15 protein-coding genes are annotated in these 25,533 nt (G+C 59.6%); 9 read left to right on the top strand and 6 right to left on the bottom strand.

Features of this window, described 5'->3' with window-relative positions:
- Positions 1-12: 12 nt before the first annotated feature.
- Positions 13-840: a UDP-2,3-diacylglucosamine diphosphatase gene (locus ACOYXH_RS04060; protein ID WP_460410275.1), complete on the bottom strand. Its 828-nt coding sequence runs from the start codon at positions 838-840 to the stop codon at positions 13-15.
- 135 nt (positions 841-975) lie between these two features.
- Here ACOYXH_RS04060 and ACOYXH_RS04055 point away from each other — a divergent pair, with 135 nt between their 5' ends.
- Both ACOYXH_RS04055 and ACOYXH_RS04050 read left to right on the top strand, forming a co-directional pair.
- The gene (locus tag ACOYXH_RS04055) at positions 976-1,740 is read left to right on the top strand and encodes an AraC family transcriptional regulator (protein WP_460410274.1); all 765 of its coding nucleotides are present in this window, start codon (positions 976-978) and stop codon (positions 1,738-1,740) included.
- 181 nt (positions 1,741-1,921) lie between these two features.
- Positions 1,922-2,815: a DMT family transporter gene (locus ACOYXH_RS04050; RefSeq protein WP_460063405.1), complete on the top strand. Its 894-nt coding sequence runs from the start codon at positions 1,922-1,924 to the stop codon at positions 2,813-2,815.
- Here the strand turns inward: ACOYXH_RS04050 and ACOYXH_RS04045 are convergent.
- Positions 2,809-3,096 (bottom strand): Rdx family protein, encoded by a 288-nt coding sequence (locus ACOYXH_RS04045; RefSeq protein ID WP_093442622.1) that lies wholly within the window; start codon positions 3,094-3,096, stop codon positions 2,809-2,811. The two genes, ACOYXH_RS04050 and ACOYXH_RS04045, sit on opposite strands and share 7 nt — an antisense overlap.
- 71 nt (positions 3,097-3,167) lie before the next feature.
- On the opposite strand from ACOYXH_RS04045, the gene ACOYXH_RS04040 reads away from it, so the two are divergent.
- Positions 3,168-5,357 carry a patatin-like phospholipase family protein gene (locus ACOYXH_RS04040; protein ID WP_095050134.1) on the top strand — a complete coding sequence of 730 codons (2,190 nt, stop codon included), beginning with the start codon at positions 3,168-3,170 and terminating at the stop codon, positions 5,355-5,357.
- Positions 5,358-5,498: 141 nt separating this feature from the next.
- Here the strand turns inward: ACOYXH_RS04040 and ACOYXH_RS04035 are convergent, their stop codons facing one another.
- The 3 genes from ACOYXH_RS04035 to recQ form a co-directional block, all read right to left on the bottom strand.
- Entirely contained in the window at positions 5,499-7,268 is a 1,770-nt protein-coding gene (locus tag ACOYXH_RS04035; protein WP_460410273.1) for a FimV/HubP family polar landmark protein, read from the bottom strand.
- 127 nt (positions 7,269-7,395) lie between these two features.
- The gene (locus tag ACOYXH_RS04030) at positions 7,396-7,830 is read right to left on the bottom strand and encodes a MarR family transcriptional regulator (protein ID WP_007919713.1); all 435 of its coding nucleotides are present in this window, start codon (positions 7,828-7,830) and stop codon (positions 7,396-7,398) included.
- 505 nt (positions 7,831-8,335) lie between these two features.
- Positions 8,336-10,465 carry a DNA helicase RecQ gene (gene recQ / locus ACOYXH_RS04025; RefSeq protein ID WP_460410272.1) on the bottom strand — a complete coding sequence of 710 codons (2,130 nt, stop codon included), beginning with the start codon at positions 10,463-10,465 and terminating at the stop codon, positions 8,336-8,338.
- Positions 10,466-10,842: 377 nt separating this feature from the next.
- Between recQ and ACOYXH_RS04020 the strand changes: the two genes are divergently transcribed.
- From ACOYXH_RS04020 to ACOYXH_RS04000, 5 genes are all read left to right on the top strand, one after another.
- Positions 10,843-11,430, top strand: a complete 588-nt coding sequence (locus tag ACOYXH_RS04020) for a UPF0149 family protein (protein WP_016984205.1) — start codon at positions 10,843-10,845, stop codon at positions 11,428-11,430.
- A gap of 10 nt (positions 11,431-11,440) precedes the next feature.
- Positions 11,441-11,836, top strand: coding sequence for a YbaN family protein (locus ACOYXH_RS04015; RefSeq protein WP_095049309.1), 396 nt, complete (start codon positions 11,441-11,443; stop codon positions 11,834-11,836).
- A gap of 124 nt (positions 11,837-11,960) precedes the next feature.
- The gene (locus tag ACOYXH_RS04010) at positions 11,961-13,355 is read left to right on the top strand and encodes an AAA family ATPase (RefSeq protein ID WP_095049308.1); all 1,395 of its coding nucleotides are present in this window, start codon (positions 11,961-11,963) and stop codon (positions 13,353-13,355) included.
- 13 nt (positions 13,356-13,368) lie between these two features.
- Entirely contained in the window at positions 13,369-14,016 is a 648-nt protein-coding gene (gene ptuB, locus ACOYXH_RS04005; RefSeq protein WP_095049307.1) for a retron Ec78 anti-phage system effector HNH endonuclease PtuB, read from the top strand.
- A 339-nt stretch (positions 14,017-14,355) separates the two neighbouring features.
- Positions 14,356-14,715 carry a DUF6124 family protein gene (locus ACOYXH_RS04000; RefSeq protein ID WP_220558299.1) on the top strand — a complete coding sequence of 120 codons (360 nt, stop codon included), beginning with the start codon at positions 14,356-14,358 and terminating at the stop codon, positions 14,713-14,715.
- A 219-nt stretch (positions 14,716-14,934) separates the two neighbouring features.
- Here the strand turns inward: ACOYXH_RS04000 and ACOYXH_RS03995 are convergent, their stop codons facing one another.
- Complete coding sequence (locus ACOYXH_RS03995; RefSeq protein WP_460410271.1) at positions 14,935-23,538, bottom strand: retention module-containing protein; 8,604 nt, start codon at positions 23,536-23,538, stop codon at positions 14,935-14,937.
- 532 nt (positions 23,539-24,070) lie between these two features.
- On the opposite strand from ACOYXH_RS03995, the gene ACOYXH_RS03990 reads away from it, so the two are divergent.
- Positions 24,071-25,429 carry a TolC family outer membrane protein gene (locus ACOYXH_RS03990; RefSeq protein WP_095125547.1) on the top strand — a complete coding sequence of 453 codons (1,359 nt, stop codon included), beginning with the start codon at positions 24,071-24,073 and terminating at the stop codon, positions 25,427-25,429.
- Positions 25,430-25,533: the final 104 nt, after the last annotated feature.

The following is a 25,533-nucleotide window of genomic DNA, read 5'->3' as shown; positions in this document are numbered from 1 at the left end:
AGGCCCTCTCAATCACCAGAGCATTATGCGAGTTCGGCGACTTTGGCCGCCTTGCAGCTCCGCCTCCCGCGCCTGCGCATCCGCCAGCCGATACAGCTCGATCGTGCCGTCCCAATGCTCGATCAGCGCCGTGCACGACTCCACCCAATCACCGCAATTAAGGTAATCGACCTCGCCCACCTTACGAATCTCGGCATGGTGAATGTGCCCGCACACCACGCCATGCAACTCGCGCTTCACACATTCATGAGCGATGGCTTCTTCAAAGTCGCTGATGAAACTCACCGCCGTTTTCACCTTGTGCTTCAGGTACGCCGACAACGACCAATAGCCGTAGCCATAGCGCGCACGCCAATGGTTGAGCCAGCGATTGAGGGTCAGGGTGAATTCGTAAGCGGAGTCGCCGAGAAAGGCCAGCCAGCGGTGATATCGGGTGATCACATCGAACTGATCGCCGTGAATCACCAGCAGATGCCGACCATCGGCCGTGACATGCACGGCCTCGTCGACCAACTGGATATTGCCCAGAATCAGCTTCGAATAACGGCGGAGGAATTCGTCGTGGTTGCCGGTGACGTAAATCACCTCGGTGCCGCGCTTGCTCATGGTCAGCAAGCGGCGGATCACGTTGGTATGCGCTTGCGGCCAGTACATGCCGCCGCGCAGCTTCCAGCCGTCAATGATGTCGCCAACCAGGTAAATCTTGTCGGCATGGTAGCCCTTGAGAAATTGCGACAAGTGCTCGGCCTGACAATCTCGCGTGCCCAGGTGCACGTCGGAGATCCATAGGGTGCGCACGCGTTGTTTACGGCTGGGTCTGGCGAGCTCGGCGCTGGTCATGGGCAACCCTCTGCGATGTTTTCGCCACTCTGCGCGCGCTCGGTTAATCGACCATGACAAACATGAGTCAGTCCTGTGACAACGCATCCGGCGTGCGCCGGTGTAGACTGGCGATCACTTCGGAGACCACCTGCCATGCGACCGATCCTCACCTTGCGTCAGTACACCCACGACTTGATCGTCCACAGCCACGACCACGCGCAATTGGTGTTCGGGTTGTCCGGTGCGCTGGATTTCGAGGTCGAGGGTTGTGGCAGTCAGGTGCGCCAGCAAAGCTTTGTGGTGGTCCCGTCCGGCGCTCATCATGCCTGCGGCAGTCCCAACGGCAGCCGCTGTCTGGTACTGGATATCCCGGACGGGCAATGGCTGACGGATTCACTGGGCGAGCATGCCGACGCCAGCCATCGTCTGCTCGATCAACCGGCGCGCTTGTCGCTGGATTCCGGGCAAAGCCAGTTGGTCAGTTGGCTGGCGAACAGTCCGGTCAGCGATCCATTGATTGCCCAGCAAGGCGCGGTGTTGCTGCTGGCCAGTCTCAATCACGCGCAACCTGGCGAACTGGCTGCTCGCCGCTTGCCCTATGCCGCGCTGGATGCGCACATCGAGCAGTACGCCGCTTATCCATTGCAAGTCGCCGATCTGGCGCGAGTGGCGGGGTTGTCCAGCGCGCGCCTGCATGCACGGTTCATGGCCGAATGCGGGCAGACGCCGATGGATTACATCCGCAGTAAACGCCTGCATCTGGCAGTTCAACTGCTACGCGACACAGCCCTGCCGATCGGGGAAGTTGCCAGTCGCGTCGGCTACAACTCGCAGAGTGCCTTCTCGGCCGCCGTCTTGCGTGAGTTCGGTTCGTCACCCGGCCAGCTTCGGCGCGATTCCTGCGACAAACGACGATAGTCTGCCGACAGACTTTCGACCTTCCCCGGCTCATTATGTGTCCACTGCTGATCATTCCCACGCGCAGCAAAGGAATGCAGCCCGTGACGCTCCGCGTCACTGGACGCAGAGCGTCCCTAGAGGCGTTACCACGCAGAGCGTGGGAACGATCAAGAATTGTGTTTGAGATAGAAGGATTTCGATGACTCCGCGTACCGCCCTCGGCGCTCTGCATATCGGTGCTTTGATGTTTGGCCTGACCGGTGTGTTCGGTAAACTCGCTGCCGCGTCCCCCGCTGTGATCGTCTTCGGTCGCGCGGCTTTCGCCGTGCTCGCCCTGGCATTTTTTGCCCGTTTCGCCAGTCAGCACGGCTGGCAAAAACTTCAGGCCGTGGACTGGCGCCGCCTCGCCCTCAGCGGCGTGTTGCTGGCCGGGCACTGGGTGAGTTTCTTCCTGTCTGTGAAGATCGCCGGTGTCGCCATCGCAACATTGGGCTTTGCCAGTTTCCCGGCCTTCACGGTGATTCTTGAAGGGCTGATCTTCCGAGAACGCATCCGTGCCAATGAAATTGTGCTGGTGGTGTTGGTCAGCATCGGCCTGATTCTGGTGACCCCAGCCTTCGACCTGAGCAGCGGCGCGACCATCGGTTTGCTTTGGTCGGTGCTGTCGGGACTGCTGTTTTCCCTGCTGTCGCTGACCAACCGTGCCAGCTCCGGGCGCATCCCGGCAGTGCAGGCCGCACTGTGTCAAAACGTAGTGGTGGCGCTGTGTCTGCTGCCGGTTGCAGCACCGCTACTCAGCGAAGTACGCGCACTCGACTGGCTGTGGATCGCCCTGCTCGGGGTGTTCTGTACCGGCGTCGCGCACAGCCTGTTCGTCGCCAGCCTGGCGGTGATCAAGGCGCGCACGGCGGCGGTGGTGTTTGCCATGGAACCGGTCTACGGCATCACCGTCGCCTGGCTGCTGTTCAATGAAAACCCGACGCCGAAGATGTTGCTCGGCGGCGCATTGATCATTATCGCCATCGTTGTGTCAGCACGGATGTCAGGCCACGCCGACAAGAAAGCCGTCGCCGCCGAGGCCGCGTCTCACTGAGTGCGGTCGTTGTGACCGAGGTCGCGGTCAGGATCGATCTGATCGCGAACCCGCTGCTTCAACACCTTGGCCTCGGGAAAACCGCCATCAGCCTTGCGTTCCCAGATCTGCACGCCGTCGCAGGTGATGTGAAATACCCCGCCGGTGCCGGGTACCAGGGAGACTTTGCCGAGGTCATCACCAAAGGTGCTGAGCAGTTCCTGCGCCAGCCACGCCGCGCGCAGCAGCCACTGGCATTGGGTGCAATAGGTGATGACAACTTCTGCTTTTGCGACAGTCATGTTCGCTGAAACTCCTGAGACAGAGGGCGCCGCTATAATAGCCGGCTTTATTGCTTGCCCAGAGACTCACAATGCGCCGTCTGCTGTTCTGCCTGCTGCTTGGTTTGCTTCCACTGTTTGTTCACGCCAGTGACGCGCCGCGACCGAAAGTCGGCCTGGTGCTGTCCGGCGGCGCCGCGCGTGGTCTGGCGCACATCGGTGTGCTCAAAGCCCTGGAAGAGCAAGGCATCAAAATCGATGCGATCGCCGGCACCAGCATGGGCGCGGTGGTCGGCGGGCTGTACGCCTCGGGCTACAAGATCGATGAGCTGGAAAAACTCGCGCTGAACATCGACTGGCAAGCCGCATTGTCCGACGCCCCGCCGCGCGAGGACGTGCCGTTTCGACGCAAACAGGATGACCGCGACTTTCTGGTGAAACAGAAACTCAGCTTTCGCGACGACGGCAGTCTCGGCCTGCCTCTGGGTGTGATTCAGGGCCAGAACCTCGCGCTACTGCTGGAAAGCCTGCTGGCCCACACCAGCGATACCCGGGACTTCGACAAACTGCCGATCCCGTTCCGCGCTGTGGCCACCGACATTGCCAATGGCGAAAAAGTGGTGTTCCGCAAAGGCCACTTGCCTCAGGTGATCCGCGCCAGCATGTCGATCCCGGCGGTGTTCGCCCCGGTCGAGCTCGACGGCCGGCTGTTGGTGGACGGCGGTATGACCGACAATATCCCGCTGGATGTCGCGCGGGAAATGGGCGTTGACGTGGCCATCGTCGTCGACATCGGCACACCGCTGCGCAACCGCAAGCAACTGACCACCGTGGTCGATGTGCTGAACCAGTCGATCACTCTGATGACCCGCAGTAACTCCGAAGAACAACTGGCCGCGCTGAAATCCTCCGATGTACTGATCCAGCCCGCGCTGGCCGCATTCGGTGTCACCGATTTCGGTAAAGCCCAGGACATGATCGACGCCGGCTACCGCGCGACCCGCATCCTCGATGCGCGCCTCGCCGTGCTCAAACCCAAGGAATCCCAAGACGCCGAACTCGCTGCCGCCCGTTCCCCGGGGCAGCGCACGCCGATCATCACCGCGATCCGCGTCGAGAATGACTCAAAAGTCGACGACGACGTGATCCGCTACTACATTCGCCAGCACATTGGCGAGCCGCTGGACCTGGGGCGATTGCACTCGGACATGGGCACCTTGTATGGCCTCGACTACTTCGAACAAGTGCAGTACCGCGTGGTGCACAAGGGCCAGGACCACACACTGGTGATCAGTGCTCGGGGCAAGCGCAGCGGCACCGATTACCTGCGGGTCGGCCTCAATCTGTCCGACGACATGCGTGGCGATAGCGCCTTCAACCTCGGGGCCAGTTACCGCATCAACGGCATCAACCGCCTCGGCGCGGAATGGCTGACCCGCGCGCAGATTGGTGACAAACAAGAGCTGTATACCGAGTTCTATCAACCACTGGACGTCGGTTCGCGCTATTTCGTCGCACCGTACGCCTCGTTTGAAGCACAGAACGTCGAGGCGGTGCTCGATAACGATCCGATCGCACAGTACCGCGTCGAGCGCTACGGTTTCGGCCTTAACTTCGGTCGCCAGATCGGCAACAACGGCGAAGTGCGGTTCGGTGTCGGCGAGGCCTGGGGCAAGGCCGATGTGCGCATTGGTGATCAGGACCTGCCGAGTGAAAACTTCAACGAAGGCTTCTATGCGCTGAAGTATTCGTACGACTCACTGGATAACGTCTACTTCCCTCACGAAGGCAAGGACGTCAGCCTGACGCTGATGCAGTTCGAACCGGGGCTGGGTTCGGATACGCGTTATAGACAGTGGGAGTTCAAACTCGACAAAGCCATGAGCCGTGGCCCGGACACGCTGATTCTCGGAGGGCGCTACGGGCGTACGCTGAACGATGCCAACGTGGTGACGTCGAGCTTTCTGCTCGGCGGCGCGCGGCAATTGTCGGGGTTCCGTGAAGACGCCATTTCCGGGCAAAACGTCAGCCTGATGCGCGCGGTGTACTACCGTCGGTTGACGCCGCGCTCGTATCTGCCGCTGGACTTTCCGCTGTATGCCGGCGCCTCGCTGGAGCGTGGGCGGGCGTGGAACAACGACAATGAGTTCGACAGTGGCTACATCAACGCCGCCAGCGTGTTCATTGGTTTTGACACGCCGCTGGGGCCGTTGAATTTCAGTTACGGGTTGAATGATGCGAATGAGCAGGCGGTTTATCTGAACCTTGGCCAGACCTTCTGACCGGGTCAGGAATTGATGTTGTCTGACCGTCAGTCTTCGCGAGCAGGCTCGCTCCCACAATGGTTCTGCGAATACAGTTCAAATGTGGGAGCGAGCCTGCTCGCGAAAACGATATCAGCGCCACCGCAAATCAATCGGGTATTAGCGAATCCCCGCCAGCAACGTCCGCGCCGTTTGCTTCAAAGGTTCATCGCCCTCTTTGAGCAGCTCATTGAGCAACGCAATCGCACTGTCGATATCACCGTCATCAATGCAGGTCTGCGCCTGTTCGAGTTTTCCGGAGTTTTCGTCGTGTAGCGGCTCAGGTGCCTGCAAGTCCAACGGTTGCAACACCAGAGACGGCTCGGCATCGGCAAACTCATTGAGAAAATCTTCATCCAGCGGCTCGGCGTCCGGCTCAGGGATCCACTCAAGTTCAGCGTCCTCGCCGGCCGCTTCCGGCAGTTCAAAATCCTGAGGCAGTATTTTCAGGCTGGAGCCCAGCGCCGAGGTGTCTGCCGCTTGCTCAGTAGTGGCCGTGCGGCTGTCTTCCAAATCCCAACTGGAATCCATCGACAGCTCGCCCAGATTCAACTCGAAATCATCTTCAGGCGCCGGTTGGGCAGTGACAGCAGGCGCCACCGCAATGATGGGCGCCACCGCGGCCAACGGTTCGGCACCCGCCAGTTTCGGATGTCGAACACGAACATCCTGTAACGTCTGGGCATCCACACCCTGTTCACGCAACTGACTTTCCTGCTGTTCATACACGGCGCTGTCACCCTGACGCCCCAAGACTTCGAGCAACTGCAAACCGATATCGGTGCGCTCCGGCTCTTTGTGCAAAGCGTCGCGCAATAACCCAGCAGCTTCGCCCAAGCGGCCGTAGGCCAGATAGATTCCTACCGCCTCCAGCACATCGCCCGCTGCCGGTTCTTCACGGTGTTGGGTTGAGGTGTGAGCCCTGACAGACTCTGCGTTTTCGACTTCATCTACCTCAGGTTCCTCGCTCTGCGGCAACTGCGGCAGCGGTCGATCAGCCTGTTGCGACTGTTGCCGTCGACGGTGCACAAACAGCCCGGCCAAGGCCCCCAACAACAGCAACAGGCCCGCGAACAATGGCGAGTTCAAACCGTCATCTGTGGACTCAACAGGTGCCACAACCGGGGCAGGTGCCGGAGCGACTTCGGTAGGTGGCGGTGCTTTCCTGAGTTCGATCAATTGCGTTTGCAGCTCAGTAATCTGCTTCTTGCCAGCGGCAATCTGCACATCCTGCGTCTGCAGTTTGGCGTTCAGCTCATCGACGCTCTTTTGCAATTGCTGATTCAGCAACGCACTGGCAGCCAGTTGCTCGGCGAGTGCATCGTTGGCCGGCGGATTTGCAGGCGTTGGCGCGGGCACGGCATCGCGTTTGGCCTGAGGTGCCTGCGGCGCTGCGACAACAGGCTCGACGCTGGGAAACGCGGAAGATTGTGCACGCGGATCCGGTTCATCGGTGGCCGGCACGATACCCGGCGACCCCGGAGGGTCGATCAACACCGTGTACTCACGCAGCAAACGGCCATTGGGCTGATTGAGCTGCACAAGGAAATTCAGAAAGGGTTCGTTGACTGGTTTGCTTGACGTGACCCGGATCATCTGGCGATTGCCATGCAGGATCGGGATGAACTTGAGGTCGTTGAGGAAGAACACCCGCTCAACCCCGGCCTCGGCGAATTCATCCGCCGTGGCCAGGCGCACCGTCAGATCGTTTTGCGTCAGCCCGCCGACATCGACCAACGCGATATCGGCCTTGAGCGGCTGATTGAGGCCTGAATGAACGGTGATATCACCTAGCCCCACAGCCATCGACCAGGCCGAATAGCTGAATACGCCAGCGGCCAGCAGCCATTTGGCGCCACCGCGCAGTACCACGTGCCGACTTGCGAGCATGAGCATCCCTTAAATAAGCAAAACCGACTTCTATGCGTTCGCACATCCGGTACGAACACGATATTGCCCAGTAGTTCTTATAGTCGGCTCAGCGCGATCTCTCAAAGATACGGCACGTGGATGTGCCTCAAGATTTTTCCAGGTTGGCCAAAATGTGCCCATGAACCCGCATGCACACTTTCAAATCCGCCTCGTCGACGCCTTCGAACAACTCGTGTCGCAGTTGTGTGGCAATGGTTTCGATTTGTTCGATCAGCGGCAGGGCCGGTGCGCAGAGGACGATTTTTTTCGCCCGGCGGTCTTCCATCACGGACTGGCGTTGCACCAGGCCCTGGCTTTCCAGACTGTCGAGCAAGCGTGCGAGGGTCGGCCCTTCGACGCCAACGCTCTGCGCCAGCTCGCGTTGGGTCGGCGCTTCTTCAAAACGCGCCAGATGCAGCAGCACCAGCCAGCGCGCCTGGGACAGACCCAGCCCGGCCAGTCGGCGGTCCAGTTCGGCACGCCAGCCACGGGACATCTGGGCCAGTTGCATGCCAAAGCGGTGTTGATCGGTTAACGGCATAAAACACTCACGGTTAGACTGAAAATAAAGAAAATCTAATTATTAGCCAGCTAAGCATGAGCTGCAGTTATAGGCAAGTGGCGGTCTGTACTGAATCGTTACATCTTGAGGCTCCCTCACCCTAACCCTCTCCCAAAGGGAGAGGGGACTGAATGGGGGGATGCTTTAGATATTCAGCGACTTGGGAATGCTTTGCTGAATCCGGAATTGGACGGCCCTCACCCTAGCCCTCTCCCAGAGGGAGAGGGGACTGAATGGGGGATGCTTTGGATATTCAGCGACGTGGGAGTGCTTTGCTGAATCCAGAATTGGACGGCCCTCACCCTAGCCCTCTCCCAGAGGGAGAGGGGACTGAATGGGGGATGGTTCAGGGTTACGCCGACCTGATCCTGCTTTACCGAATCCATAATCGACTGGTTCTTTCAGGTCGATGTCAAACCTCAGACGCCTCGGTCGGCCCCCTCTCCCTCTGGGAGAGGGCTGGGGTGAGGGTCGAGACCGAATTTCACATCTCGAATTCCGACTGCAACGCAGCCCTCACGCAGTAAAGCACGCCTTCCGGCACACGTCCGGCAAACAGCTCCGCAACCTCAGCGACCGATGGCAACTCGCCCTCGCCATCAAGGAACGCGTCCTGCACTTCGCCCATCAACTCTTCCGGCAAGTCCAGCGCTTGCTCGAGCGACAACTGCTGCTTGCCAATGGCCTCAGCGAGCATCGTGTACACATTTTTTTCCGAGCACTGCAACTGCCCGGCGATCTGCAGCGGCGTCATGCCGGCGCGGGCCAGGGTGATCAATTCGTGGCGCACATCGGCCACCGCTTTTGGCGTTTCGGCCTCGCCACCGAGCACTTCGAGGAAGGCATCACCGTAGCGCTCCAGCTTGCGTGCGCCGACACCGCTGACCCGGGCCATTTCCGCCAGCGAGGTCGGCTGGCTGCGGAGCATTTCCAACAACGTGGAATCGGGGAAGATAACGTACGGCGGCACGCCATGCTCTTCGGCCAACTTGCGCCGCAGGGCGCGCAAGGCTTCCCACTGTTCGCGCTCTTCGCCGCGCACCAGTTGGCTGGCTGGGCTCTTGCTGGCGGTTTTGGCCGTAACCTGCGGTTTGAGGTCGCGGCGCAGCTCCAGCGTGACCTCGCCCTTGAGCAATGGCCGGCAACTGTCATTCAAACGCAGACCGCCATAACCTTCGTGATCGACATCCGCCAGACCGCGCGCCACCAATTGACGGAACAGCGAGCGCCACTCGCTCTCGCTCAACGCCTTGCCGACGCCCCACACCGACAGATGCTGATGGCCGAAACTGCGGATTTTTTCGTTGTCCTTGCCCAACAGCACATCAACCAGATGACCTACGCCATAACGCTGGCCGGTACGGAAAATCGCCGACAAGGCCTGACGTGCAGGCTCGGTGGCGTCCCAGGTCTGCACGCCGTCGACACAGTTGTCGCAATGGCCACACGGCTCGGGCATGTCTTCATCGAAGTACGCCAGCAGGGTCTGACGACGGCAGCGGGTCTCTTCACAAAGCGACAGCATGGCGTCGAGCTTGTGTTGCTCCAGACGCTTGTGCCGCTCGTCGCCTTCGGAGTTCTGCAGCATCTGCTTGAGCATCACCACGTCTTGCAGACCGTAGGCCATCCAGGCATCTGCCGGCAGACCGTCACGACCGCCGCGCCCGGTTTCCTGGTAATACGCCTCAAGGGATTTCGGCAAGTCGAGGTGGGCGACGAAACGCACGTTGGGCTTGTCGATGCCCATGCCGAACGCCACGGTAGCGACCATGATCAAGCCTTCCTCGTTGAGGAAGCGTTTCTGATTGAAGGCGCGCAGATCATTGGGCAGACCAGCGTGATACGGCAACGCCGGGAAGCCCTGCTCGCTGAGGAATGCCGCGACTTCCTCGACTTTCTTGCGCGACAGGCAATAGACAATGCCGGCATCGCTGCGCCGCTCGGCGAGGAACGCCAGCAACTGCTTGCGTGGCTGCTCTTTGGGCACGATGCGGTAAAAGATGTTCGGGCGATCGAAGCTCGACAGGAAGCGTTCGGCATTCTGCAGATGCAGGCGCGTGACGATTTCTTCGCGGGTACGCTTGTCGGCGGTGGCGGTCAGGGCGATGCGCGGTACGTCGGGAAACATCTCGGCCAACTGGCCCAGTTGCAGGTATTCCGGGCGGAAATCGTGACCCCATTGCGATACGCAATGCGCTTCGTCAATGGCGAACAGCGCAATGTTCAGGCCTTGCAGGAACGACAGCATGCGCGGCTGCACCAGGCGCTCGGGCGCCAGATACAACATCTTCACTTCGCCGCGCTTGATCCGCGCTGCGAGGTCACGCTGCTGTTCAGCGCTCAGGGTGGAGTTCAGCGCGGCGGCGGCCACACCGAGCTCTTCGAGGGTGGCGACCTGATCGTCCATCAGCGCAATCAGCGGCGACACCACCACCGCCAGGCCATCGCGCAACAGCGCCGGCACCTGAAAGCACAGGGACTTGCCGCCACCGGTAGGCATCAGCACCAGCGCATCACCGCCACTGGCCACGCGCTCAATGATTGCACCCTGACGGCCACGGAAACTGTCGTAGCCGAAGATGTCCTTGAGGACGCGTTGAGCCTGTTCGAGCATAGAAACTCCAAAAATCTACCGATACATCCCTGCGCAGGCTGGTTCAGAACAGCCGGAGCTGCTTAAACAAAACGTAAGAGCGCATTGCACGACAACCGCAATGCGGGCAGGGATCGCAAAACGCGGCAGTATACCCGAGCCCTCCCCTGCACAGGGCGACACCCGTCGATACAATCGCTGATACCTGTGTAGGAGCTGCCGAAGGCTGCGATCTTTTGATCATGTCTTTATTAAAAGCAAATCAAAAGATCGCAGCCTTCGGCAGCTCCTACAGGGTGTATGCAGGGTATGACAGGTCAAATCTGCCATGCGGCTGGCTTGAGCGCGCAAGAAGGCCTAGAATTCCCGCATTGTTTATTCCCCAAGGTAGCCCCGTAATGTCCTTCGCTGAGCAACTGACCCGCCTGCAAGTTTTCCTCGACGCCGACGAGCTGCATGACGAGGCGCTGGATTACGTGGCCGCTCACGGCTACCTGACCGCGCTGTCGATCTGCGCTGAAGACGTACCGGAGCGTGAGTGGATCGACGCCCTGTTCGCCGAAGAGCCGCATTACAGCAGCGACGCCCAGCGCGAAGAGATCGAAGCCACCCTGATCGGCCTCAAGGCACACATCGCCCGTCAACTGGCCTCGGATGAAGAGTTCGAACTGCCATGCGAACTGGACCTGGGCGACGAGCCTGATGATTCCGAACTGCGCGGCTGGTGCATCGGTTTCATGGAAGGCGTGTTCCTGCGTGAAGCGGCCTGGTTCGAAACCGCCGAAGAAGAAGTCAGCGAAATGCTCCTGCCGATCATGGTCGGTTCGGGCCTGTTCGACGAACAGCCGGAATTCGAAGACATCGCCAAAGACGCCAACCTGATGGACGACATGATCGTGCAGATCCCGGAAGCCCTGACCGCGCTGTACCTGCTGTGCCAAGCGCCAGACGAAAAACCGGCGATCCTCAAGCCACGTCACCACTAAGATCCGGCCTATGGACAACCCCATAGGCAACCGCCCCCTGATGTTGCGCTACTTCCTGCTGGCCATCGGCTGGCTCAGCGTGGCATTGGGGGTGATCGGGATTTTCCTGCCCGTCCTGCCCACTACCCCTTTCCTTCTGCTCGCCGCGGCGTGCTTCGCGCGCAGCTCTGCGCGTTTCTATCAATGGCTGGTCGAGCATCCCCGACTCGGCCCGTGGATCCGCGATTATCTCGATGGCAACGGCATTCCGCTCAAGGGCAAGGTCTACGCGATCGGGCTGATGTGGGCGAGCATTCTGTTTTCCTGCTACCTGGTGCCGTTGCCGTGGGCGCGGGGGTTCATGTTGACGAGCGCGGTGTTGGTGACGGTTTATATTTTGCGGCAGAAGACACTACCCAAATCCTGAAACACACCGTTAGCAGTGAGCATGTATTCACCTGTATTCATTCACAGTAGAATTTGCACCACATCGGTCCCCGCCAATATAGCCACTGCCGTAGCCTGGAATCGGTTCACATGGAGGAAAGTCTTTGAAACTGATCAGGCTCGATCTGGAAAACTACCGCTGCTTCCCCGCGCTGACACTGGAACTCAATGAACAGCTGACGCTGCTGGTTGCGCGCAACGGTCAGGGCAAGACAAGTTTGCTGGACGCTATCAAAGTGGCCTTGTGGCCCTTTGTTCGCGGATTTGATTTGGGTAACGCTCCCTTGACGGGCATTCAGCCTGACGATGTTTTTTTACGCCCCGTCGAGGCGCATCAAATGGAACCTTCTCTTCCAGCTCGCCTGACGGCTCATGCTGATTTTCAGAGTGCTGACATTTCCTGGTCACGCAGTCGAATCAGTATTCGCAAAGGAACGAAAACCCGCAGCGACCAAGGTGCAAGGGCTTTGGAGAACAAAGCTCGTGATTTGCAAGGCTGGATCTTTCATAACGTATTAATGGACGTTACCAAACCGATCGATCTACCTGTGCTGGCCTATTACGGTACGAGTCGCCTATGGAGGGATAACACGCCTACCTCTGAACCCATCGATAACGCCGAACTTTCCAGAACCTATGGTTATCGGGACAGCCTTGACCCTGCCTCCAACTACAAGCAGTTCAGCAAATGGTACACACGAATTTTTCGTACCTATCGTGAAGAGCAAATTCGCAGTCTTGAACGAGGAAAAACAACGTTCGATGTTAAAGACGAGTTTTTGAATCCAGTCAAAGCAGTTCAGAACACAGTCAACTCAATGCTTGAATCACAAACTGGATGGAGAAACCTTGCCTACAGTAGTGAATTCGCAGATCTGGTGTTGGAGCATCCAATACATGGCGTGCTGAAAGTCAGCCAACTCAGCGACGGTATTCGCAACATAGTTGCCTTGGCAGCCGATATTGCCTATCGCTGCGTAAAGCTGAATCCTCACTTCGGCAGCACCGCGCCACGCCAATGCACGGGAGTGGTGCTGATCGATGAAGTCGATATGCACCTTCATCCTGCTTGGCAGCAAACGGTCATACCCGATCTGCTCGGCGCCTTTCCGAACATCCAGTTCGTCGTCACCACACATAGCCCGCAAGTAATTACCTCCGTTCAGGCAACGTGTATCCGTGTGCTGCACACAGTGACTGACGACAATTGCCGCCACGTTAGAATAAGTAATGTCGATCAACAAACTCAGGGAGTCACCAGCTCTCAGGTTCTGGCATACATCATGGGTATTGACCCCACACCAGACAATGAACCCTCTCGCAAATTGAGCGAATATATAGCCTTGATTCAGCAAGATCAGCATGAGTCGGACCAAGGACTATCATTGCGAAAATATCTGGACACGCACTTTGAGACACAACACCCCGTCATGCTTGATTGTGATCGGTTGATTCGCCTCGAAACATTCAAACGCAAACAACTGACACAACAAAAATAAGGAAGTCGGGCGAATGCGAAAACTGATTCGAACTGCGACTCCAAACTGTCTTGCTGGATATAGGCATGGATTACATCAATGGGTTGATGTGACACACGCAGATAGAGACCAAATCCGCCAGTGCCTTCAAGCGATGCAAGATACTCGTTGCGCCTACTGTGAAGCGGATATCAGCGTGCCAAGACTTTCGCATATCGAGCACTTTCGACAAAGACGCAGTTATCCGCAGGGCACCTTCGAATGGACCAATCTATTCCACTCATGTTGTAGGGAGGAAGCCTGCGGAAAATTCAAAGACAATTGCCCTCCCTATGATCACAGAGACCTGCTCAAACCTGACGAAGATGATCCGGATAGCTATTTACTTTTTGTCAGCGACGGCACAATCAGCCCTCTCGCCAACCTCGATGTTCGAGCACGGACACGTGCCGTCGAGACGTTGCGTTTATTCAATCTTGACGCACAAAACGGCGCCCTGCGTGCCATAAGACGAGAGGCTATTCGCCCGCATCTGCAGACTGTCCAGGAGCTGATGGCTATAGCCGATGATTTTTCGCCGGACGACTTTCTAGCGTTTCTGGAAGGCGAAATTCAGAACACCGCACATCTGCCATTCTCTACAGCTATCCGACACACTTTGTCGAAATCTCAGGCTGTTTAAGAGACACCTTCAGACACGCCTTCCAGGCTACACATCCTTGCGCCTTTGCCTACAGCTACGCCAGAATCCGCCGGCTTGTGCGCCTTGGGGACGGGATCTATTGTTGGTCGGTCGCTGACTCATTCAGCGATCGGGTTTAGCGACCCGAATCTGTGTAGGCGCACCAGCGCTCCAAAACTCATTGCAAACGATCTGTCTGCAGTTGATGTCATGGCGGCTGTGCGTGGGAGACCTTCGGGTCTGCCGGGCGCCTACACCCGGTTCGCTAACCTGCGTCCAGCCGCCACCCTTTCTTGTTTAGCGACAGGTTTTGGTGGCCTCACCTGTAGGAGCTTCACCATGATCAAACCAACACCCAACCCGCCCGAAACCGATCTCGCCTCACCCTACGAATCCCTCGATTCAAAAAAGCTCAACGACGCCGCCGAACGCGCCCTCGATCATTACCTCTGCCCACCCGGCTCCCCCCCTCCGCCCCGAAAAACCCGCCGGATGTACGCCGTGACCGCAGACTTCAAAAATGAAGAACTGCTGGCCGATGCCAGCGAAACACTCGCCTCAGCCAGAACCATCGCCCATGACTTCGCCCACCTCATACCCGCGTCGCAGCGCAGGACGCTGTTGGGGATCGCGCAATTGATCATGCTCGGGGAGCTGGCGGTGAATCGGGTGATGGATAATCTGGAGTTGCCGCAGTAGGCCAGACAACCGATCGTTCCCACACTCTGCGTGGGAATGCCTCTTCGGACGCTCTGCGTTCGGCTCTGGAGAGGACGCGGAGCGTCCTGGGCTGCATTCCCACGCAGAGCGTGGGAACGATCACGAATGAGCAACGCCATACCATCAGACAGAAAAAACCCGCCGCCCCATCAACCGGGACGGCGGTTTTTTTCGTTTCAGGCCCGAATCAAAAGCCGCTTACACCGTATCCACCTTCAACGAATGATCATTCAGCATGCCGCTGATGATCGTCGCCGTGTCATGCCCGCCGGCCACCACCCCGCCCGCGCCCGGCGTGACGCCGTAGTGGCTGGCCAGATTGACGCCGGCCAGGTCAATGGTCTGGTTCGGCGTTGCACCGGCCATGGCGCTGACGTCGATGCTGGTGAGCACCGAGGCGCCGCTGCCGGTGACGGTGAAGTGCAGGTAGTCATCCAGTGAGGCGGTGGTGCCGTTTTCACCTTGCAGCAGTTGTGACAAATCGAGCTTGTCGGTGCCGGGGGTGAAGTCGGTGATGAGGTCGTGGCCGCTGTTGCCCTTGAGCCACTGGAAGGTGTCGGCCCCTGCCCCGCCGGTCAGGGTGTTGTTGCCCATGCCACCAATCAGCAGGTCGTCACCGCCGCCACCGTTGAGGATGTCGTTACCGAGGCCACCGTTGATCACGTTGTTATTGTTGTCGCCGGTCAGGGTGTCGTTGAAGTTCGAGCCGACGAGATTTTCGATGCCGGTCAGGGTGTCCGTCCCCGCGCCAAGGGTGTTTTGCGCACCGAGCAGGCCGAGGTTGACCGTGACCCCGGCCGTGGCATGGGCATAACTGGCGGTGTCGCTGCCCGTGCCGCCGTCGAGCAGATCATTGCCCGGGCCGCTGTAGAGCAAGTCGTTGCCGGCGCCGCCGTGCAGTTCGTTGTTGCCGGAACCGGCGGTGAGCACATCGTTGCCGTCGCCGGCGTTGATGATGTTGTCGCCGCTGCCGGCCACCAGCACGTCATCCCCCGAGGTACCGGTGAGGGTGTGGCCGTCCTGATAGCTGATGCTCACGTTGGCCGTGTCGCTGCCGCCGTGGTTGTCGTTGGCGGTGTAGCTGCCGTGGAAGTCCGGGGTAATGTCATGCGCCCCGGCGTAGTTGAGGGTCATGGTCAGCTGATAGTTTTCCGCCGCGTTGGGGTTACCGCCGCCGCTGGGATTGGCGATGTTGGTGATGTGGATCTGATAGACGCCATCGGCCGACGCGGTGAGGGTTTGCCCGTCCGCCAGGGTTGTGTAGGCGCCACCGTTGATCGAGTACTCCATGGTGACGTGACCGGCCGCCAGGTTGTGATCGAGGTTGAGGGTTTCGCCCTGGCGCAGGTTGACGGTGATGCGGTCTTCATCGTTGGCGTTGCTGTTGGTCACCGCACCGAGATAGCCACTGACCACCAGTACGGCAGTCATGGTCGCGGCGTTGGCACTGAACGAATTACGCACGTTGGCCAGGTTCTGGTTGGCGGCGGTGTTGACGTTGGTGCCGGTGAAGTTGATCGCCCCGGTGCCGGTGAAGTCCGCCGCTTTCGAGATCCAGCCGGTGTTGAAACTGGTGGGTGTGGCATTGAGCGTATCGCCGTTCGGATCGGTGTCATTGGCCAGCAGCAGTTCGCCCGGCACCACAATGTTGCCCGACAGCACGTTGGTGATGACGTGGTCGTCCACCGCCACCGGCGGCGCGTTGGGGATGACTTTCACGGTCAGCGTCGAACTGGCGAGATCGCCGTCGTTGTCGCTGACGGTAAAGCCGATGTTCTCGGTGATGACCACAGCGGTGGTTTTCTGCGAGGTGTAGGTGTAGTCGCCGGTATCGAGGTTGATCAGCAGTGTGCCGCCGTTATTGGTGGCGATGCTCAGCGTGTTGTTCACGGTGTTGAACGTCCCGTGATTGGTGCCGCCGCTTGGCGTCAGCGAGCCTTGGCCGCTGAGAGCTTTCGGATCGTAGGTGTAAGTGGTGCCGTCAACCACGATGGATTTGATGAAGCCGCCATCGGCGCCGAAGGTGCCGCCCTCGCCCAGTAACGTACCGGTGACGGGCGCGCCCTGTACGGTGCCCGACAGTACCGAATTGAGCTGGTTGAGATCGGTGACCACCACCGCATTGGTGTTGGTGTGACTGATGCCGTCATAGGCCAGCGGGTCGAGGTTGGCGTTGCTCACGCCGCTGCCGAGGCCGATCGCGTAGTTCTTGATGTTGTTGGCATCGAGGAAGTTTTTCAGCGCGGCTTCGTCAGCGGCGTTGATGTCGCCTTCGTTGGGTTTGCCGTCGGAGAAGAAGTAACCGACGTTCTGTGCCCCGGTGAGTTTGCCCGAGGTATTGAACGCGGTTTGCATGACCGCCACCGCGGCGTCGTAGTTGGTGCCGCCGCCCGCCGTCAGGCCGGCGAGAATCGTCTTCGCGGTCGCCACATCGACCCATACCGAGGTCCGGTCGGTGGCGTTGCTGCTGAAGGTGACGAGCTGGACTTTGACGTCGCCGAGGTCGTCGTACTTGTCGAGCAAGGCACTGATTGCCTGCTTGGCCAGCGCCAGTCGCGACAGGCCCGGCACACCGGAGGCGTCAGCCATACTGCCGGAGATGTCGAGAACGATGAGCAGGTTCGAATCGATCTCCACTGCCGCCACCGAACGATCCGAGGCCACGGCTTTTGGTACGTCATCGACGATGTTCACCACAAGGGTGCTGGTGGTGCTGTTGCCCAGTGCATCGGTGGCTTTGTAGGTGAAGCTTTCGCTGAGAGTGTTCGCCCCGTCGTTGGCGCTCGGCGAGGTTTTCGGCGCCGATGTCAGCGTGTAGGTGTAAGTGCCGTCGGCGTTGAGCTGGATCTGCCCGTAGCTGCCGGTTGCGCTGCCGACCAGGGTGTAGGTGATCGCGCCGGTGCCGCCAGTGACTGCGCCGACCAGCGTGCCGGTGGTGGTTTCACCGGTGTTGCTCGGGTCGCTGCCGGTGACCGTACCGGGGGCCAGATCCGCGCCGTCCTTGCTCAGATCGAGAGCTTTCTCATAGACCGTGACGTCCTGATCGACCGAGGCCACCAGTTTGCTGTCGGCGACGTTGATGGTGATGGTCGTGGTGCTTTCATCGCCGTCGCTGTCGCGGACGGTGTAGGTGAAGGTGTCGGTGGCGCCCGGTGGACTCACCGAGTTCGGGTTGCTGTGATAGACGGCGTTGCCCGCCGCATCGAGGGTCAGGTAACCGAAGTTGCCATTGATGTTGCTGTTGAGGCCGCCGATGGCCGAAGTGCCGGTGTTGCTGCCGGCGCGCACGCCGACCACAGTGGCGGCGCCATCGGCACCGCTGATGTCATTGCCGAGCACACTGACATTGACCGTTCCGCCCTCGGCCACCGAGCCGGTGTCGGGTTTGGCGGTCGGCAGATCATCGATGATATTGACGTTGATCTGACCATTGGCAGTGCTGCCATCGGTGTCCGTCGCCACCACGTTGAAGTTCTCGGTGAGGCTGTTGGCACCGTTGGCATTCGGGTGGGTTTCGTTGTCGACCAAGGTGTAGCTGTAACTCACAACACCGGTCGCTGGGTTGTAACCGGTGACGGTGAAGGTGCTGCCCAGCGGCGAGACGACGGATTGCGGGAAGCCTGCGGCGACACCATTGGTGACCACGGCAATGCCCCCAACGGTGAGGGTTTGCAAGCCATCGAGCGCGGTGACGGTAAAGGTGCCGCTCTGGGTCAGTGCCGGGGTGTCGGGGCTGGTGCCGTCGCTGAGGTTTTTCTCGTAAACGGTGAGTTCGCCGCCATTTACGTCAAGGCCGTTGAGCAGCACCGGATCGTCGTTGTTGTGGATGTTCAGCACCAGGTTGGCGGTACTGGTGTCGCCGTCGGCATCGGTCAGGGTGTAGGTGAACGTCTCGCTGCCGTTACCGCCGCCGTGCAGGTTTTTGAAGTCGGCATCGTTGGGGTTCAGCGTGTAGGTGTACGTGCCGTTGGCGTTGAGCACCAGCGTGCCGTAAGTGCCGGTGAACGTGCCGGCGGTGATCGGCCCGGCATTCGGTCCGGTCGCGACCACATCGGCGCCTTGCACATCGTTGGTCAGCACATTGCCGGTCAGGGTCAGCTGGGTTTCCGAGGCGCTGTTGGCGTTGCTGTCGTTCACCGCTTTCGGCACGTCATCGACGATGCTGACAACAATGGTGCTGGTGACGATGTTGCCCAGTGAATCAGTGGCCTGATAGGTGAAGGTTTCGCTCAGGGTGTTGGCGCCGTCGTCGGCATGCGGCGTGGTGCTCGCCGGCGATGTCAGGGTGTAGGTGTACGTGCCGTTGGGGTTGAGGACGATCTGCCCGTAATTGCCGGTGGCGCTGCCGACCAGCGCATAGCTGATCGCGCCGACCGCCCCGGTGACCGAGCCGACCAGTGTGCCGGACGCGGTTTCGCCGGTGCTGGTCGGGTCGCTGCCAGTGACTGTCCCGGGAGCCAGATCCGCGCCGTCCTTGGTCAGGTCCAGTGCTTTCTCGTAGACGGAGACGTCGGTGTCGCTGGTCGCGCACAGTTTGCTGTTGGCGACATCGATGGTGATGGTGGTGGTGCTTTCATCACCGTCGGAATCGCGCACGGTGTAGGTGAACACATCCATTGCGCCCGGCCCGTTCACCGCATTCGGATTGCTGTGGTAGACCGCGTTGCCGTTGGCGTCCAGGGTCAGGTAGCCGTAGGTGCCGTTAATGTTGCTGTTGAGGCCGCCGATGGCCGAAGTCGAGGTGTCGGCGCCTGCACGCACGCCGACCACTGCACCAGTCACCGCCGGGCCGTCGGCGCCGCCGATGTCATTGTTCAGAACATTGCCGCTGACCGTGCCGCCCTCCGCCACCGACGCCGCATCAGGATGGGCGCTGGGCAAATCATCGACGATATTGACGTTGATCTGGCCGGTGGCCGTGCTGCCATCGGTGTCGCTGGCAACGACATTGAAGTTCTCGGTGATGCTGTTGGCACCGTTGGCATTCGGATGGGTTTCGTTGTCGACCAAGGTATAGCTGTAACTCACCACGCCGGTGGCCGGGTTGTAACCGGTGATGGTCAACGTGCTGCCGAGCGGCGTGACGATCGATTGCGGGAAGCCTGCGGCTACGCCACCGGTGACCACGTTGATGCCGCCCACAGTCAGGGTTTGCAGACCGTCGAGGGCGGTGACGGTGAAGGTGCCGCTCTGGGTCAACGCGGGAGTGTCGGGGCTGGTGCCGTCACTGAGATTTTTCTCGTAGACGGTGAGTTCGCCGCCGTTGACGTCGAGGCCGTTGAGGTAGACCTGATCGTCATTGTTGTGGATGTTCAGCACCAGGTTCGCGGTGCTGGTATCGCCGTCGGCATCGGTAATGGTGTAAGCGAAGGTTTCCGTGCCGTTGCCACCGCCGTGCAGGTTTTTGAAATCGGCATCGTTGGTGTTCAGCGTGTAGGTGTACGTGCCGTTGGCGTTGAGCACCAAGGTGCCGTAGGTCCCGGTGAAAGTGCCCGGGGTTACCGGCCCGGTCGGTACACGATCGGCGCCTTGCACATCGTTGGTCAGGACGTTGCCGGTCAGAGTCAGCAAGGTTTCCGACGCGGTGCCGGCGTTGCTGTCATCCACGGCTTTCGGCAAGTCATCGACGATGTTCACGTCGAGTGTGGCGTTGGCAGTGGTGCCGTTGTCATCGACCACGGTAACGGCGAACTGCTCAGGCAGATTGTTCGCGCCGTTGGCGGTTGGGTGGGCTTCGTTGTCGACCAAGGTGTAGCTGTAGCTGACCACGCCGGTAGCCGCGTTGAAACCGGTGATGGTCAGTGTGCTGCCCAACGGAGTGGTCACCGATTGTGGGAAACCTGCGGCTACACCGTTGGTGACGACGGCGATGCCACCGACAGTCAGGGTCGTCACGCCATCGAGTGCGGTGATGGTGAACGTGCCGCTCTGGGTCAGCGCAGTGGAATCCGGTGCACTGCCGTCGCTGAGATTTTTCTCGTAAACGCTGAGTTCGCCGCCGTTGACGTCGAGGCCGTTGATGATCACCGGATCGTCGTTATTGTGGATTTGCAAAACGAGGTTGGCGGTGCTGGTGTCGCCGTCTGCGTCGGTGATGGTGTAGGCGAAGGTCTCTGTGCCATTGCCGCCGCCGTGCAGATTTTTGAAATCGGCATCGCTGGTATTGAGAGTGTAGGTGTACGTGCCGTCGGCGTTCAAAACCAAGGTGCCGTAAGTGCCGGTGAATGTCCCCGGGGTCACTGGTCCGGTGGGTACGCGGTCAGCACCTTGCACATCGTTGGTCAGCACGTTGCCGGTCAGGGTCAGCAGAGTTTCCGACGCGGTGCCTGCGTTGCTGTCATCCACGGCTTTGGGCAGATCATCGACGATGTTTACGTCGAGGGTGGCATTGGCGGTGGTGCCGTTGTCATCCACCACGGTAACGGCGAACTGCTCAGGCAGGTTATTTGCGCCATTGGCGATTGGATGCGCTTCGTTGTCGACCAGGGTGTAGCTGTAGCTGACCACGCCGGTGGTGGCGTTGAAACCGGTGATGGTCAGTGTGCTGCCCAATGGCGTGGTCACGGATTGCGGAAAGCCTGCGGCTACACCATTGGTGACCACGGCGATGCCACCGACAGTCAGGGTCGTCACGCCGTCGAGTGCGGTGATGGTGAACGTGCCGCTTTGGGTCAACGCGGTGGAATCCGGTGCGCTGCCGTCAGTGAGGTTTTTCTCGTAGACGGTGAGTTCACCGCCATTCACGTCGAGGCCGTTGATGATCACCGGATCGTCATTGTTGTGGATCTGCAGAACGAGGTTGGCGGTGCTGGTATCGCCGTCTGCATCGGTGATGGTGTAGGCGAAGGTCTCTGTGCCGTTGCCGCCGCCGTGCAGATTTTTGAAGTCCGCGTCGCTGGTGTTCAGCGTATAGGTGTACGTGCCGTTGGCATTCAGTACCAAGGTGCCGTAAGTCCCGGTGAAAGTGCCCGGGGTGACCGGTCCGGTGGACACGCGGTCGGCGCCTTGCACATCGTTGGTCAGGACGTTGCCGGTCAGGGTCAGCAGGGTTTCCGAAGCGGTGCCATTGGTGTCGTCAACCGCTTGGGGAACATCGTCGACGATGTTCACGTCCAGCGTGCCATTGGCGGTGGTGCCGTTATCGTCGATCACCGTGACGGCGAACTGCTCAGGCAGATTGTTTGCGCCGTTGGCGGTTGGATGCGCCTCGTTGTCGACCAGGGTGTAGCTGTAACTGACCGCGCCCGTTGCGGCATTGAACCCGGTAATCGTCAGCGTGCTGCCCAAGGGTGTGGTGATTGATTGCGGGAAACCTGCCGCTACACCGTTGGTGACGACGGCAATGCCGCCGACAATCAGGCTCGTCACGCCATCGAGTGCAGTGATGGTGAAGGTACCGTTCTGGGTCAGTGCGGTGGCGTCCGGTGCACTGCCGTCACTGAGGTTTTTCTCGTAAACCGTCAGCTCGCCGCCTTCGACATTCAAGCCATTGATAACCACCGGATCATCATTGTTGTGGATCTGCAGGACGAGGTTGGCGGTGCTGGTATCACCGTCGGAATCGGTGATGGTGTAGGCGAAGGTTTCCGTGCCATTGCCGCCGCCGTGCAGGTTTTTGAAGTCGGCATCGCTGGTGTTCAGCGTGTAGGTGTACGTGCCGTCGGCGTTCAGCACCAAGGTGCCGTAAGTGCCAGTGAATGTGCCTGGGGTGACTGGCCCGGTGGGCACGCGATCAGCCCCCTGCACATCGTTAGTCAACACGTTGCCGGTCAGTGTCAGCTGCGTTTCAGTCGCCGTGCCATTGCTGTCATCAAAGGCTTTGGGCACGTCGTCGGTGATATTAACGTCGAGCGTGCCGGTCGCGGTGTCGCCATTGCTGTCGCCGGCAATCACGGTGAACTGTTCGCTGAGATTATTCGCGCCATCGCCGGCCGCGTGGTTTTCATTGCCGTTGAGGGTGTAGCTGTAACTGACCACGCCGGTCGCCGAGTTGTAACCAGTGACGGTCAGGGTGTTGCCCAGTTGCGTGGTGATTGATTGCGGGAAGCCGATCGGCACACCGCCGATGATTACGTTGATGCCGCCGATGCTCAGGCTGGTCAGACCGTCCGGCGCCGAGACGGTGAAGCTGCCGTTTTGCGTCAGTGCGCCAGGGTTGGCCGCAGAACCGCCGGGCAGATTGGCCTCATTGACGTTCAGCTCGCCGCCAGCCACGTTCAGGCCAGTGAGGGTCACCGGATTGTTCACCGGAGGCGGCACTACGACTGCCGGGGTGTCATCGCCGTTGTCGATCACCGCGTTATGGCGTTCTTCAGGGAATTCGGGAATACCGCCGAACCCAGCGGTGGGGAAACCGATGATCGGGTCAACACGTCCGCCAACTTCCGTCAGCAGGACAAAACTGTGGCCGCCGCCCGCCTCTCCCGGTGCGCCGCCCGGGGCATTCGGACCGGCCGCGGTGGCTTCAGCGGTTTGGCTCGGGTCGTCACCGGCGGCGATGGCTTTCTGGATCTGCTCAACGTCGGTCAATTGCGCGTCGCTCGGGGTCACTGCCTCAGCGGCATTTACATGCGCCGCCTGACCCGCCAGCAGTTCACCGGTCATGGTCATGCTGCTGCCGCGTCCGAGGGTCAATTCCTGGCCGTTTTGCAGATGAACGGCGACGGCGCCTTCTGCGCCGGTGATCAGTTGATCGCCGGCAAACAGGCGATCCCCCTCAACCAGTGCGCGCTTAGTGCCGTCGGCTGACTGGGCGAAAACCTGGCCAATGACTTTGGTGACTATCCCGATGAGCGTTGCCATGTGAAATCCTCCGCTGCCGACCACCGTCGGCACTGGTAAGCGAAGCAGCCCATGGCTCAATCGGGTTGTCGGAGGGGACGCTCGCACCCTCGACAGTTCGTTTCGCAGGCGGCCTCTTTCGGAAACATCAGTGCTATCAAGCACTTCCGCATCCTGATCAAAGCCATACGCCCACTAACGCTACGTAACGGTGGTGAATCACTTAAGTGACAAAAAAATGTCGCTCATCAACCGCTACGCGTCCCTCCCCTTCAGCATTACTTCGCCGTATGTCGCAAAGTGAGTGGAACTTTCCTCAAGCCTTTTTGCGCTCCCTAAAGCGCATAAAACAAAGGCTTTCATGCTGAACAATGTGCCGGTTTTTACAAAGCGCATAAGTTTTTTTCGGCATAAGCCTTATGAAAATTTTTTCTTAGCTACGCTTCAGGATGTTCTTAGCTCTGTTGTTACAAGAGTGAAACGCTTACACCTAAAAATATCGTCAAATATTTGGCGACAGTAACACACCATCAGGACTCAGGGAGATGCACCCATGCGCGTTCTAACCCCCCTCTGCAGCGCGGTTTTGCTGGCCATGGCTTGCACTTCTCAAGCCCAGGCCATGAACCTTACCGAGGCTATTCAAAGCACCATCGCCACGCACCCGGAACTGGCCTCGCGCGTGGACGCCCGCCTGTCGGCTGATGAACAAGTCAAAGTGGCCAAGGGTGGCTTCTATCCGTCCGTCGATTTGAACGCCGCGTATGGCCGTGGCTACAGCGACAACACCAACACTCGGGCTTTCGGTAATCACCACACCGAAATCCTCAATTACACCCAGTCCGAGCTGCGTCTGCGGCAGATGCTGTTCGACGGTTTCAACACCGCCAACGAAGTCGAGCGCACCAAAGGCGTGTCCAATTCGCGCGCGTACTACGCGCAAGGCACTGCCCAGGATCTGGCTCTGCGCACCATTGAGGTCTACCTCGAAGTGCTCAAGCGTCGTGAACTGGTGACACTGGCCAAGAACAACCTGCAGGCGCATTTGCGCGTCAACGATCAGATCGGCCTGCGCACCGAGCGTGGCGTCGGCAGCACCGCTGACTCCGATCAATCGGTCGCTCGTAAGGCCTTGGCACAGAACAACCTCGACACCGCCGAAGTCGATCTGTCTGACGCCGAAGCCAACTTCTACAGCGTGGTCGGGCGCATGCCCGATGAGCTGGAAACCCCGGCCTCAACCCGTGGCGAACTGCCGACCGAATTGCGTGAAGCCCAGCAGAGCATGGTCGACAACAACCCGTATCTGAAGTCCGCCCAGGCTGACGTGCAATCGGCCGAGAGCCAGTACGAAGTCGCCAAGTCGCCGTTCTATCCACGCTTCGACGCGGAAGCGGCCGTCGGCGCGAACAACAATGTGCAAGGCGATGAAGGCCACGACAACGAATGGCGCGTGGGTGTGGTGATGAACTACAACCTGTTCCGTGGCGGCAGCGACAAGGCGCGCCTGGCCTCCGATGCGCACCAGATCAATCAGGCGATGGACATCCGCAACAACGCCCTGCGTCAACTCAACGAGAACATTCGCCTGGCGTGGAACGCCATGGAAAACGCGAAGAAACAGACCCCGACCGCCCGCGAATACGCGGAAACCACCAAACGTGTACGCGCGGCGTATCAGGATCAGTTCGGCCTGGGCCAACGCACCCTGCTCGACTTGCTCGACAGTGAGAACGAGCTCTACAACGCCAACCGTCGCTACACCGAAATCCGCTACACCGAGGAGTATTCGATGTACCGCGTGCTGGCGAACATGGGCCAGTTGCTGAGCAAACAACGGGTGGTGCTGCCGGCCGATGCGATCGCCGCGACCGAAGTGAAAAACGAAGCGCGCCTGCCCGAACTGAAATAACCAACGCAGGAGTCAGCTTTGCCCTGATCGTTCCCACGCTCCGCGTGGGAATGCAGCCCGTGACGCTCCGCGTCACTGGACGCAGAGCGTCCCTAGAGGCATTC

The sequence above is a fragment of the Pseudomonas sp. Mb7 genome, from assembly GCF_054790525.1.
The sequence above is the reverse complement of the archived record's forward strand: the minus strand, read 5'-3'. Positions and strand labels throughout refer to the sequence as shown.

Coding starts and splice junctions, on each gene's coding strand:
- ACOYXH_RS04000 (WP_220558299.1), top strand. CDS start 14,356: ATGATCAAACCAACACCCAACCCGCCCGAAACCGATCTCGCCTCACCC.
- ACOYXH_RS04030 (WP_007919713.1), bottom strand. CDS start 7,830: ATGCCGTTAACCGATCAACACCGCTTTGGCATGCAACTGGCCCAGATG.
- ACOYXH_RS04020 (WP_016984205.1), top strand. CDS start 10,843: ATGTCCTTCGCTGAGCAACTGACCCGCCTGCAAGTTTTCCTCGACGCC.
- ACOYXH_RS04040 (WP_095050134.1), top strand. CDS start 3,168: ATGCGCCGTCTGCTGTTCTGCCTGCTGCTTGGTTTGCTTCCACTGTTT.
- ACOYXH_RS04045 (WP_093442622.1), bottom strand. CDS start 3,096: ATGACTGTCGCAAAAGCAGAAGTTGTCATCACCTATTGCACCCAATGC.
- ACOYXH_RS03995 (WP_460410271.1), bottom strand. CDS start 23,538: ATGGCAACGCTCATCGGGATAGTCACCAAAGTCATTGGCCAGGTTTTC.
- ACOYXH_RS04035 (WP_460410273.1), bottom strand. CDS start 7,268: ATGCTCGCAAGTCGGCACGTGGTACTGCGCGGTGGCGCCAAATGGCTG.
- recQ (WP_460410272.1), bottom strand. CDS start 10,465: ATGCTCGAACAGGCTCAACGCGTCCTCAAGGACATCTTCGGCTACGAC.
- ACOYXH_RS04050 (WP_460063405.1), top strand. CDS start 1,922: ATGACTCCGCGTACCGCCCTCGGCGCTCTGCATATCGGTGCTTTGATG.
- ACOYXH_RS04060 (WP_460410275.1), bottom strand. CDS start 840: ATGACCAGCGCCGAGCTCGCCAGACCCAGCCGTAAACAACGCGTGCGC.
- ACOYXH_RS04055 (WP_460410274.1), top strand. CDS start 976: ATGCGACCGATCCTCACCTTGCGTCAGTACACCCACGACTTGATCGTC.
- ACOYXH_RS04015 (WP_095049309.1), top strand. CDS start 11,441: ATGGACAACCCCATAGGCAACCGCCCCCTGATGTTGCGCTACTTCCTG.
- ptuB (WP_095049307.1), top strand. CDS start 13,369: ATGCGAAAACTGATTCGAACTGCGACTCCAAACTGTCTTGCTGGATAT.
- ACOYXH_RS03990 (WP_095125547.1), top strand. CDS start 24,071: ATGCGCGTTCTAACCCCCCTCTGCAGCGCGGTTTTGCTGGCCATGGCT.